The sequence below is a fragment of the Acetobacter oeni genome, from assembly GCF_011516825.1.
Lineage (GTDB): Bacteria > Pseudomonadota > Alphaproteobacteria > Acetobacterales > Acetobacteraceae > Acetobacter > Acetobacter oeni.
The window spans coordinates 1-11,906 of record NZ_WOTA01000054.1; the positions used below are offsets into that span (position 1 = coordinate 1).

Annotated in this window: 10 protein-coding genes and 1 pseudogene; 8 read left to right on the forward strand and 3 right to left on the reverse strand. The window is 55.2% G+C overall.

Translation table 11 applies throughout. The features are described 5' to 3' along the window. Nucleotides 1-263, forward strand: a 263-nt coding sequence (locus GOB90_RS19405; RefSeq protein WP_242012154.1) for a transposase, incomplete at its 5' end; no start/stop codon positions are given. A 272-nt stretch (nt 264-535) separates the two neighbouring features. On the opposite strand, the gene GOB90_RS17930 is transcribed toward GOB90_RS19405, so the two are convergent. Beyond that, nucleotides 536-1,552 carry a LacI family DNA-binding transcriptional regulator gene (locus GOB90_RS17930; RefSeq protein WP_146892799.1) on the reverse strand — a complete coding sequence of 339 codons (1,017 nt, stop codon included), beginning with the start codon at nt 1,550-1,552 and terminating at the stop codon, nt 536-538. Nucleotides 1,553-1,746: 194 nt separating this feature from the next. Between GOB90_RS17930 and GOB90_RS17935 the strand changes: the two genes are divergently transcribed. The 7 genes from GOB90_RS17935 (at nt 1,747) to GOB90_RS17965 (ending at nt 10,253) form a co-directional block, all read left to right on the forward strand. Then, nucleotides 1,747-2,688 carry a substrate-binding domain-containing protein gene (locus tag GOB90_RS17935; RefSeq protein ID WP_146892801.1) on the forward strand — a complete coding sequence of 314 codons (942 nt, stop codon included), beginning with the start codon at nt 1,747-1,749 and terminating at the stop codon, nt 2,686-2,688. A gap of 2 nt (nt 2,689-2,690) precedes the next feature. Then, complete coding sequence (locus GOB90_RS17940) at nt 2,691-3,509, forward strand: ATP-binding cassette domain-containing protein (protein WP_198912645.1); 819 nt, start codon at nt 2,691-2,693, stop codon at nt 3,507-3,509. Continuing rightward, entirely contained in the window at nt 3,490-4,548 is a 1,059-nt protein-coding gene (locus tag GOB90_RS17945; RefSeq protein WP_146892803.1) for an ABC transporter permease, read from the forward strand. The genes GOB90_RS17940 and GOB90_RS17945 overlap by 20 nt, the downstream gene beginning before the upstream one ends. Further along, the gene (locus GOB90_RS17950; protein ID WP_198912646.1) at nt 4,538-5,614 is read left to right on the forward strand and encodes a phosphotriesterase family protein; all 1,077 of its coding nucleotides are present in this window, start codon (nt 4,538-4,540) and stop codon (nt 5,612-5,614) included. The genes GOB90_RS17945 and GOB90_RS17950 overlap by 11 nt, the downstream gene beginning before the upstream one ends. A gap of 22 nt (nt 5,615-5,636) precedes the next feature. Then, complete coding sequence (locus GOB90_RS17955) at nt 5,637-6,401, forward strand: glutamine amidotransferase (RefSeq protein ID WP_146892805.1); 765 nt, start codon at nt 5,637-5,639, stop codon at nt 6,399-6,401. Between the two features lie 65 nt (nt 6,402-6,466). Continuing rightward, nucleotides 6,467-7,555 (forward strand): M20 family metallopeptidase, encoded by a 1,089-nt coding sequence (locus GOB90_RS17960; RefSeq protein ID WP_198912647.1) that lies wholly within the window; start codon nt 6,467-6,469, stop codon nt 7,553-7,555. A gap of 256 nt (nt 7,556-7,811) precedes the next feature. Then, nucleotides 7,812-10,253 (forward strand): TonB-dependent receptor, encoded by a 2,442-nt coding sequence (locus tag GOB90_RS17965; RefSeq protein WP_146892809.1) that lies wholly within the window; start codon nt 7,812-7,814, stop codon nt 10,251-10,253. 110 nt (nt 10,254-10,363) lie between these two features. Here the strand turns inward: GOB90_RS17965 and GOB90_RS17970 are convergent. Continuing rightward, nucleotides 10,364-11,128 (reverse strand): annotated as a pseudogene (locus tag GOB90_RS17970) (IS5 family transposase). A 123-nt stretch (nt 11,129-11,251) separates the two neighbouring features. After that, nucleotides 11,252-11,788 (reverse strand): MFS transporter, encoded by a 537-nt coding sequence (locus GOB90_RS17975; RefSeq protein ID WP_408740446.1) that lies wholly within the window; start codon nt 11,786-11,788, stop codon nt 11,252-11,254. Nucleotides 11,789-11,906: the final 118 nt, after the last annotated feature.

Genomic DNA, 11,906 nt, shown 5'->3' on the forward strand with positions numbered 1-11,906 from the left:
GACGCCCACAGCTCCAGCGTCTCTTCAACAGACGCACCGCCACTCATCATATCCTGAATCATGGTTACCCACAGATTCAGAACTCAACACAAAATGCAACTGTAGTGCTAGAAAGAACAAAAGCCGGAGACCTTTACAAATTACGAAAACAGACCATCGAGCCGGTTTTTGGCATCATCAAAAGCATCATGGGGTTCAGGCGTTTCCGCCTGCGCGGCCTCGCTTACAACTGCGGGAGAATGGCACGCCTCCAGGTCGCATGAGCCGTGTTAGCGTCGTCGTCATTACTCAGATCAATGCCCAATCCGACAGACTGTTAAAACATAAACAACGTCTGATCCCGGGAAACGGATTTTTCTCTTTGTCGGAAATGAAACCACGTCGAACACTTCTTTAACAGGCTCAGACAGTTCAGAGACAGCGCCGCTGGTTACGACGCGCTGAAATCGACTTTCCCGCAGCAGCGCAACTCGTATCCACCACTATCGCACTTAATTGACGATATGCCCGGACAAAGCCATTGGAAAAGCAATCTTCACTCACGCCGGTCGAGCACAGAATCCCGCACCACAAGAGACGCCGCAATCCGCGTCACACCCCGCAGCACCCCAGGCTGCGCCAGAGCATCAAGCAGTCGGGTGGCCCCGATCCGTCCCATCTCCGCCGCACTCTGCCTGATCGTCGTCAGTTTCGGTGTGACCAGCCCGGCCAGAGTGGTGTCATCAAATCCGACAATCGACATGTCGTCAGGAACGCGCACGCCATTACGTTTCAGTTCTTCCAGCATTCCGATCGCGATGTAGTCACTGGCTGCGAAAACGGCGTCGGGGAGCGCCGGACGTGACAGAATGTCCCGCACTACGTCCCGACCGAACTGCTGCGAATAATCATGGTGAAAGATATGATTGTCCGAGCACGGCAGTCCCGCCTCTTCATGTGCGAGGCGAAAGCCGTCAAGCCGTTCCTTCACGCTCATCAGGGAGACCGGTCCCGTCACATGGAAAATCCGGCGGTGGCCAGTCCGGATCAGGTAGCGTACGGCGTCGCGCGCTCCTTCCACGTTCTGGCAAAACACCTTGTCCTGCACCGTACCTGGAATATCTTCATCGAGCAGAACTACGGAACGGTAACGACGAATATCGAGCTGCAATCGACGGTTACCCGGACGATTTGTCACAAACAGCAGACCGTCGACGATGGAATCGTCGATCCAGCGAAGAAATCCGATCTCTTTGTCGGGGTGATTGCGGCTGATGCCGAGTATCAGATTATAACCGCGCTCCGAGGCGGTCTGCTCCACCGCTTCCGCCATCTCAGAGAAAAACGGGTTTGAAATTTCAGGCACCACGAGGCCGATCGTCTCACTGCCCCCCTTGCTCAGACGACGGGCGATCGAATTGCGACGATAGCCGAGCGCCTTCACTGCCTCATCGATCTTGCGTCCCGTCTCTTCGGGAAGATTGATCGACTTGTTCAGATAGCGCGACACGGCTGCCTTCGAGAGGCCGGCCCGGTTCGCAACATCCTGAATGGTAGGCCCTTTTTTCTTCATCACCTACATCTGACTTTCAGGGCCGGCGCATGCAGCGCCGCCGTCCTCTTTTAGTGACCAATCCTGCCTCGCACAACGTCCAGGCTTTCCATTTCGGGTTGACAACAGAACCCCCATCAGGTTTCATCAGATAAACCGGTTTACAAAGTAGCCGGACCCCATGCAACCGCCCAGGGAAACCCGGACCAGCCGCCATGCTGAAAATGCACCGACGAAAACTGATCTGCGGCACGCTGACCCTGTGCCTTCCATCCGTGCGTGGTTATGCAGCGCAGACGGATGGCGTTCGCATCGCGCTTGTCCAGGTGACTGAATCGTCTCGATATTTCAATGAAATTACAAGAGGTGTTCGAAATCAGTCCAGTCGTCTCGGTTTTTCTCTGTCTGTTTTCGATGCTGATAACAGCCCGGTCGCTCAGTCGGACGCCATTGAAAACTATGCAGAACAGAAGGTGAGCGCCATTCTGCTCTGCGCCATCGACGTCTACGGTGTCCGGGATGCAATCGACACCGCCGCACGTTTTGGCGTTCCGGTCATTGCCATCGATGCAATCGTCGCCGGAAAGACGGTCTCCCAGATCGGCGTTGACAATGCCAGGACTTCGGCGGCCCTTCTGGACGCGTTGCTTCGTAATCCGGTCGCCGGGGGGGGGCGTCGTGTGAACGTCGGCGTTGTCGGAGCTGCCAGTTCCTATATTCAGACCCTGCGTTATGATGGGTTTCTTTCCGCTATGAAAATGCGGGCTCCGCTCATGCATGTCAGCGGTTTCGTCGACGGACAGAATATTCTTGATACCGCGCAGACCGCAGCTGAGGATCTGCTCGCCGCCGTTCCGGATGTCGATCTTATCTACGCCACCGGCGAGCCCGCCATGATCGGTGTGCTTTCTGCTCTGCAAACGAGTCCGCCACGAAAACCGGTTCATCTTGCAGGGTGGGATATGTCACCGGAAATCGAAAAAGCCCTGAAAAACGGGACTGTTCTTGCCACGGCGGTGCAGGATACTGTCCGCATGGGCGAGGCGGCTGTGAGCGCCGCCCGTGACTGGCTGCGTAAAACACCGCAGCCACATGACATCACGGTGCCCGCGTCCATTTTCACGCCTCAGACCTTTTCAGTATCCGGCAAGGCATAACCATGACCATTCCGCACAATGCCTCTCGTAGTGCCGATCGGGATCATTCCGATTCTGCCAGTCGTAGTCCCGCCGTCGAGATGCGCGGCATTACCCGGCGCTTCGGGGCCGTCCAGGCGCTGCGGGGCGTCAACCTGAGCCTTGCACGTGGTGAGGTTCTCGGTCTGCTTGGGGATAATGGAGCGGGTAAATCCACCCTCACCAAGATCCTGTCCGGCGCACTCACGCCCGGCAGCGGCGAAATCATGATCGACGGGCAGAGCCGCCACTTCTCTTCTCCACGCGATGCTCAGGAGGCGGGTGTTCACATGGTCTATCAGGATCTGTCCCTGTGCGGGTCGATCGATGTTGCGGGCAACCTCTTCATGGGGCGCGAGCCGATACGCCATGTCTTCGGACTTCCCCTTCTGGACACGAAGACAATGCATACCCGGGCCAGAGAAATGCTCCAGGGGCTGGGCGTTGTCATTCGTGACACGTATGCCCGCGTTGACGGGCTTTCCGGCGGTCAGCGGCAGGCGATTGCGATTGCACGGGCGGCAGCTTTCAGTCCGCGCGTGCTCATCCTCGACGAGCCCACCGCCGCGCTCGCAGTTATGGAAGTCGAAGCTGTGCTCAGCCTGATCACGAAGCTTCGCGATCAGGGCGTTACAATTATCCTCATCACCCACCGGCTTCAGGACTTGTTCCACGTCTGCGATCGCATCGCGGTCATCCGCGACGGCGTTGTTGCGGCTGAACGGCGGATCGGTGACACCACAATCGGCGAACTTGTCGATCTCATCGTGGGAGAGCGTTTCCATGCCCGGTCCGCACACTGAGCATCTGACCATGTCCCACAAACCGACACATCGCCGCGAGATCAGGCTGTTTCACAGACTGGCATTGCAGTTTGAGAAGCAGCCTGGTCTCGCCAGCGTGCTTTGTCTGCTACTGGTCTGCGTGCTGACATTCTCGTTCTGTGCGCCGTCTTTCTTCTCGCTGACGAATTTTCTGACCATTCTGCGTCAGAACGCCGCGGCCTTTATCTCCGCCACGTCGATGACCCTGGTCATCACCACGGGCGGCATCGACCTGTCTGTCGGGGCCGTGGCTGCGTTCAGCGGCATCACCATGGCCGGACTGGCGACATTCTGGCACGTTCCGCCGGTGTTTGCTCTCGGTGGTGCTCTTCTTGCCGGAACCGCCGCCGGAACCGCGAATGGACTGCTGGTCACGCGCGTGGGCATGGCGCCGTTTATTGTCACCCTTGCCAGCATGTCCGTGTTTCGCGGGCTTTCCCTCCTGACAGCCCAGGGATACTCCCTGCCGCTGCCGGAGGGAGCTTCGTTACTCGAATGGCCCGGACGCGGCTGGCTGGGACCGGTTCCTGTCCCCGCCATCATCCTGCTACTTTGTGTTGTCGCTGGCAGCGTCACGCTCCACCGCACGCGCTTCGGGCGCTACGTTACCGGGATCGGCTCCAACGAGGAAGGCGTGCGGCGAACCGGGGTCAACGTCCGGCGTGTGTGTCTGGTGGTTTACGCTCTGAGCGGTCTGGCTGCCGCGCTTTCAGGAATCCTCATGACGGGCCGACTTGGAAGCGCTTCTTCCAATATCGGTGTTGGCTTCGAACTCGATGTAATTGCTGCTGTTGTTCTGGGCGGAACCAGCCTCACAGGCGGTTACGGCTCGGTCATCGGCTCTGCACTTGGCATCCTGACCCTCGCCTGCCTGAAGAACGGCCTCATTCTTGCCCATGTCTCGCCGTTTCTGACCCAGATCTTCACTGGTCTCATCACCATCGGGGCGATCTGGATCAATATGAGTCTTAAAGGGCGCGACTTCTTCGGCATCAGGAAAAGCAGCCATGGTATCTGAAATATGTCTGTCAGGTGCCATCGGCGTTGCCAGTGGACGAGCCATGACTGTCACCGGCCCCATCACGCCGGACGAGATGGGTACTACCCTGATGCATGAGCATATCCTGCTCGACGCCTCTAAGAAATGGACCGCGCCTGCCTGCGCCTGCCATCGTCCCTGGGCCATGCGGCCGCTGGCCATGGACATGCTTGGTGAAATCGCGATGAATCCACTTGGCAATCGCGATAACTGCATGCTCGATGATACCGGGCTTGCCATCGGGGAACTGAAGAAATTTTATGATCTGGGTGGCCGCACTGTTGTCGATCCCACCAATGTGGGGATTGGCCGCGACCCGGAAGCCCTGCGTGAGATCTCAGAAAAAACCGGCCTGAACATCATCATGGGGGCCGGATACTATCTCCAGCCATCGCACCCGGCGTATGTACAGCCTGAAACAGTGGACAGCCTGGCCAGACGGATCATCCGTGACGTTGGCGGTGCGAATGACAAACCCGCAGTTCTGGCAGGCATCATCGGCGAAATAGGCATCTCCTCCGTCATGACAAAAGATGAGGAGAAAGTTCTTCGCGCCGCAGCCATAGCCTCGGCTGAGACGACTGTTCCGCTTTCCGTCCATCTTCCCGCCTGGATGCGGGTGGCGCATACCGTGCTCGACATCGCGGAGGAGGAGGGAACGAACCTCGACCATGTGATCCTTTGTCACATGAACCCCAGTTTTTCAGATCCGGACTATCAGCACAGTCTCGCCGACCGCGGCGCGTGGCTGGAATACGACATGATTTCCATGGCGTATTATTATCCCGAAGAAGACGCTCAGTGCCCGTCCGATGACGAAAATGCTACAGCTATCACACACCTGTTTGAACGGGGCTATGGACAGAAAGTCCTCGTTTCTCACGATGTGTTCCTGAAAAGCATGCTCACCCGCTACGGTGGCCATGGCTATGGGTACATCCTGCGGCACTTCGTGCCTCGTCTGAAGCGTTACGGGTTACAGGAACGCGATATCGAGCAACTGCTCGTCACCAATCCCCGACGGGCGATGTGTGGTGGAAAATAACCCTGAGAATGGAAGACATCTCATGTCAGAAAAAAAGAAAATCCTCCTTGCTGGCGAATCCTGGATCAGTTCCGCCAGTCACGCCAAGGGATTTGACCAGTTTTTTACTACAACGGCTCATAACGGTGCTGTGAATTTCCTCAAAGCGATGAGTGAAACGGCCTACGAGGTCACACACATGCCATCGGAGATTGCCCAGAGTAAGTTTCCGGCCAGGGCGGAAGATCTCGCAGACTATGCCGCCATCATCCTCTCCGATATAGGCGCCAACACACTGCTGATCCATCCCGACACATGGTTGTACAGCAAGCGCTTTCCGAACCGTCTGAAAGTCATCGCGGACTACGTCGGGAACGGCGGGGCACTCATGATGGTTGGTGGCTATCTCAGCTTCCAGGGAGTGAACGGACAGGCCCGTTACCGCAACACGCCGGTTGAAAAACTTCTGCCTGTGACCTGCCTGCCCTACGATGACCGTCAGGAAACACCTGAAGGCAGCGACGTCAGGGTTCTCCGGTCCGGTCATCCCGTGGTGTCCGGGCTTCCGGAGGTGTGGCCGTCCCTGCTTGGTTACAATGAAGTCGTCCTGCACCCGGATGCGGTGCTGGTCGCCACTGTCGGCGACGAGGAGCATCCCCTCATCGCCGTGCGCGACATGGGCAACAGCCGCTCTCTCGTCTGGACCAGTGACATGTCTGCCCACTGGATGCCGGACGATTACCTTGCCTGGTCCGGTTATAAAACGTTCTGGCTCAACTGCCTCGACTGGCTGACAACGCGGGGCTGATCCTGATGGCCGGAAAATATACTGATCCTGTCTTAGTCCTTCAGGATCTCATCCGGATTCCCAGCGTGAACCCCCCTGGGGATGAGGAAGTCTGCGCAGAACTCTGCGCCGGAATCCTGAGGACGATCGGGTTTGATGTCACGCTCCGCAGTTTCGGGGAACGGCGCGTCAATCTGATCGCCGCTCCTCCAGGGAAAGGACCGGGCAATAATCTCGGATTTTCCGGTCATCTTGATACCGTTCCGCTAGGCTCCAGTCCATGGACTTATCCGCCGTTTTCAGGCGAAATCGCTAATGGACGGGTTTATGGCCGGGGCAGTTCGGACATGAAAGGCGGGATTGCCGCCTTCATTGCCGCCTGCGTGCGGCACCACGCTGCAACCGGACACTGTCCTGATGTCACCGTCATTCTGACGGGTGGTGAAGAAACCGGATGCGAGGGTGCGAGTGCCCTTGTCTCTGACCCTCTTTTGAAAAGCTGCCGTTTTCATGGTTTTCTGATCGGTGAATCCACGCGAAATTACCCGGTTCTCGGTCATAAGGGGGTTGTGTGGTTCGAGTGTACGGCGGAAGGGCGCACGGCGCATGCTGCGATGCCTGAGTTCGGAAGCAACGCGATTTATCACGCGACGGAGACCATTACACGCATCCGTTCAGCCGATCTGGGTAAGGATGATCCCATCCTTGGTAAAACGACCGTCAATATAGGGACATTTCAGGGTGGTCTGAACATCAACTCCGTCCCGGATAAGGCCATTTTTACGATCGATACCCGGACCGCGAGCCTGAAGACGCATAACGCGATCGGACACATGATCGGTGCATGTCTTTGCGAAGCACTCACCATGCGGACGCTGCTCAATATTCCGCCTGTTCTGGCACCTTCGACGAACTCTTTCGTGCAGGCGATCATGAAACTGGCGACTCAGCACGGTATTGCCGACAGAGGGATTGTGACCGTGCCGTATTTCACTGATGCCGCTGTGCTGTCACCGGCGTTCAGTGATGCGCCTGCGGTTATCATAGGGCCGGGCGAGCCAGATGTCGCGCATCAGACCGATGAATATTGTGCTGTGGATTCACTCATGACGGCGACAGCTCTCTACGGTGACGCAATAACATTTTTTATGACGAACCCGGATGCCACGGCCTGATCAATTCTTTTCAGAATTCTGAAAATATAAAGACATTTTCTTAATCTGACCGAGCCAGGAGGAGCCGCACTTTCTGAAAACCCCCTCCTTACACTTAATAACGATATCGAAATATATTGACGAATATCCAGTGGCGTCTTAAGAGATAAACCGGTTTATCAGTTCTGTCTCAGAGTAACCCGACTCGCAGACAGCCTTACACGATCCAAAAACATCCAGTCCTGTTCATGACGCGCACGTTCCACGGAGGAATCCCATGAGTCACAAGAGCGCGCTGCTCGCCACCTCGACACTGGTCATTTCGCTGATCAGTCTGCCTGGTCTGCAAAAAGCAGAAGGCGCAACGCGCCGGCACCATCCGGCTAAAGCTCTGACTCCGGCAAATCCGGTTCCCGCCACGCCAAAGCCGGCGATTATGCCGAAACAGAAAATCAGTTCTGTCGAAGCGACAAAAGCGGAGGAAATCAGGGTTGCCAGCACCCATCTGCGCATCTCGTCAGGAGGTGGCATGATTCAGAGACGGGATGATACCCGCGCCGTCCAGTCTGTCAGTGCTGATTACATCGCGAAGCAGAATCCGACGTCGAATGTCGTCGGGCTTCTGGCGATGATGCCAAGTGTTAACTCAATGTCTCAGGATCCGACCGGGATTATGAGCAACGGCATCATGGTGCGTGGCCTGACTGTTGACGATATGGGCTGGGTTCTGGATGGCGCTCCCACCCTTTCACCGGGTGCTGGCAAATTTCAGGCTGAAATGCTTGACAGCGAAAACATGGATAGGGTTTCCATTACGCCCGGTTCCAGTTCCACGGATGATCCTGTCACGTCCGCAACCGGGGGCGTGATCTATACAAAGATGAAGGACCCTGCAGAGAAAGCACGGGCGCAGGTTGATTTCACGTATGGTACCTTCAACACGTATCGCGGCTTTATCCGGCTCGACAGCGGTGAGATCGGACATTCCGGCGTCCGGGCCTTTGTGTCCTATTCGAACGCATCCACGGATTTCTGGCGCGGGCCGGGTATCGCCAAAAAACAGCATGTTGATTTTAAGCTTCTGAAATCGTTCAATAATGGAAGCACGATCGCTCTGGAGTCGGTCTTCAACAATAATAAAAATGGCTATTATTACTATCCGACTCAGTCGGAGTGGCAAAAGACGCGGTGGGTGAACCCGGACGCCACTTATAGCGGAATCCATGACGGTTCCTATTACAAGCTGAATCAGACATCGCTTTTTTATAGCGGCACAGTTCTCGCGCCGGCGCATGTCGTTCTGACACCACATCTGATATGGGATACCACTCCCTATTTCTGGTATGGTTTCGGCTGGGGACCGGGCGGGACGACCCTGACCCAGGGGCAGACCTATCTTGGCAACCAGAGGGTCGACGTCAATCTTGCGCAGGGTTCCGGCGGGGTTGCTCAGAACGGGCAGCAATATCTTGTGTCCACAGGGTTTGGCGGACCGACCTATATTGGCGGCATCAACTCGAAACTGGCCTGGACCCATGGGCACAACACGCTGACCGCCGGTTACTGGTATGAGAATTATAACCTGCGCGAGAAAGATCCGGTTGGCTTCGTTAATCAGGAGACGGGAGATCCTGCTGATCTCAGCCACTCCTATAATTATTACCGGCTGGCAAACGGAAAGTTATATTATTATGATAACTACTTCCTGCACTATCAGATCAACGCGCCTTACATTATGGATACGTTGTGTCTTCTGAAAGACCGGCTGGTAATTAATGCCGGCTTCAAGGACGTGATGGTCACGCGCGGTGTGGACAATTACGTTCCCGGCTCGACACCTCACTCGGGAATCAGCGAGAATATTCCGCTTCCGTCCTTGGGGGCACGGTATAATTTCGACCGGTCAAATCAGATCTACATGAATGCTGAAGGTGATTACCGGCAGCCTTTCATGGGATCGACCGCCGAGCAGTACAGCGTCAGCAGCGGGGCGATGACGACGGGTGCGAATTCTCCGAAGTCACAGTATGCCATCAAGGAAGAGATTGGATACCGCTATAACGGAGACAGGCTGATTGCCTCCGTGTCGTTCTACAATATGAACCTGACGAATCGTCTCCTGACCCTCAACACGTATCAGGAAGGCGTTCAGGTTCAGCGTGAATTCAATGCGGGAGGGCAGACCAGCCGGGGTGTTGACGTGCAGGTTGGCACGACGCCGCTCTGGGGGCGGTTCACGCCTTATGTCACTTTTGCGTATCTTGATGCCCGGCAGGACAACAACCTTCAGACCGTCAACAGCGCCGGGCAAACCGATTACCTGCATACGGCCGGAAAAACGCAGATTGCGAGCCCGCATTATCAGGCGGGTCTGGGTCTGTCCTATGACGACGGCACATTCTTTGGCAGCTTGAACCTGAAATATATCAGTTCGCAGTATTCGACGCTGATGAATGACGAGAAGATGCCGGGTTACGTAACTGACAGTGTGATCATTGGATACCGGTTGCCCAAACTGGTGGTATTCAACCGTCCCTCCATCCAGGTCAATCTGAACAACATAAGCAATTCCACGCAGAGAACCGGCGTTTACGGCTATAGTGACAATGCCAAATCCACGACAGGCGTCTTCGGGGGCACCATCGCCGGCAGTTCACCGACCTATTATGTGGAGCCGGGCTTCTCCGCGCTCATGACAATGAGAGTGCCGATAGAATAATATACTCAGTTGTTAAAGAAGTTCGAGATCTTTTTTCTTCGAGCTGGGGAATAAAGTCGAGATATGTATAAATAAGTTCTGATAAACGAATTTTGATTTAGGCTCAGGCCTCATTCCTTGAGGTAGAAGATAAAACTTGCGGCGATATGGATTGCTGACATGAATGTATGAGCGCAGCGGTCATATCGTGTTGCGACCCGTCGCCAGTCTTTCAGCTTTGCGAACATGTTTTCGATCAGATGGCGCTTTTTTATACAGGTGCCAGTTGTAAGGCGGCTTTGATTTTCTGTTCTTCTTCGGTGAAATGCAGGCGGTGATGTTTCGTTCTGCAAGCGACTGTCTGATCTTATGACTGTCATAGCCCCGGTCTCCGATGACTTCTTCTGTTTCATTCGGGATATCTGCCAGCAGAACCTCGGCTCCCTTGAAATCACTGACCTGTCCTGCGGTCAGATGGAGCCGGACAGGACGACCTGTGCCATCGCACACAGCATGAAGCTTCGAATTCAAGCCGCCTTTTGTGCGTCCGATATGGCGGGGAAAAGCCCCTTTTTAAGCAGCGAGGCCGCTGTCCGGTGTGCTTTGAGGTGTGTGGCATCGATCATCAGACGTTTCGACCGACCAGCTTTCTCACTCAGAGCACTGAAAATCCGGTCGAAAACGCCCAGGCGGCTCCAGCGGATAAACCGGTTGTAGAGTGTCTTGTGAGGACCACAGGCTTTCGGCGCATCTTTCCACTGATGCCCGTTGCGAATGACATAAACAATCCCGCTCAGAACACGGCGATCGTCCACCCGTGGTACACCATGCGCCAGAGGGGAAAACGGCTTAACCCTCTCCATCTGGCGCTCGGACAATAAAAATAACTCACTCACCAGCCCACCCTCCATCGGTAAGCCTGTGAATCACAAAGCGCTGCTCAATTCAATGAATTAACAGGTCCTGAGTCTAGATTCGCATGAGAACAAACAATAAATTGGAGGATATATTATTTGTTTTTATAATTTTCCTCTTTCTTGAAAAGCCAGAAATAGAAATGCGAACCCCGAAATAACAAACGCAACTAGTCCGACATACGAAATGCCGAACCACCGAATTGTGACACCCCCGATAACCGAACCAAGGGCAATGCCAGAATTGAATCCGGCGATATTTAAGCCTGCAGCTACGCCGTGGGCATGCGGAACGAACCTCTCGGCGAGATTCAGAAGTCTAGCCTGGAGCGCCGGAACCGCCGCGTAGCTCAGAAATCCCAAGGCAGCCACAAGGCCAAACATAAGTGTTGGAGAATCGCAAAACCAAAATATTCCCAGAACAACGACAGAGATTCCGGACGTAATCAACATGTTTGCCTTCGCTATACCAAGACCGTCAGTCATCCGGCCGCCCGCGACATTTCCGACAGCGGCGGCAACACCGTAGCCAAGCATAAACCCGCTCACCGCACCGATACTGATCGACGCCCTTTCAATCAACAGTGGTTCAATATACGTATATGCAGCGAATGATCCCGCGTAAGCGAGAACAGTTACCAAGGCTCCACTAGCACTACAGTTGCATTTTGTGTTGAGTTCTGAATCTGTGGGTAACCATGATTCAGGATATGATGAGTGGCGGTGCGTCTGTTGAAGAGACGCTGGAGCTGTGGGCGTC

Excerpts from the sequence above, each read along its gene's own strand:
- GOB90_RS17930 (WP_146892799.1), bottom strand. The coding sequence starts at position 1,552 with ATGAAGAAAAAAGGGCCTACCATTCAGGATGTTGCGAACCGGGCCGGC.
- GOB90_RS17935 (WP_146892801.1), top strand. The coding sequence starts at position 1,747 with ATGCTGAAAATGCACCGACGAAAACTGATCTGCGGCACGCTGACCCTG.
- GOB90_RS17940 (WP_198912645.1), top strand. The coding sequence starts at position 2,691 with ATGACCATTCCGCACAATGCCTCTCGTAGTGCCGATCGGGATCATTCC.
- GOB90_RS17945 (WP_146892803.1), top strand. The coding sequence starts at position 3,490 with ATGCCCGGTCCGCACACTGAGCATCTGACCATGTCCCACAAACCGACA.
- GOB90_RS17950 (WP_198912646.1), top strand. The coding sequence starts at position 4,538 with ATGGTATCTGAAATATGTCTGTCAGGTGCCATCGGCGTTGCCAGTGGA.
- GOB90_RS17955 (WP_146892805.1), top strand. The coding sequence starts at position 5,637 with ATGTCAGAAAAAAAGAAAATCCTCCTTGCTGGCGAATCCTGGATCAGT.
- GOB90_RS17965 (WP_146892809.1), top strand. The coding sequence starts at position 7,812 with ATGAGTCACAAGAGCGCGCTGCTCGCCACCTCGACACTGGTCATTTCG.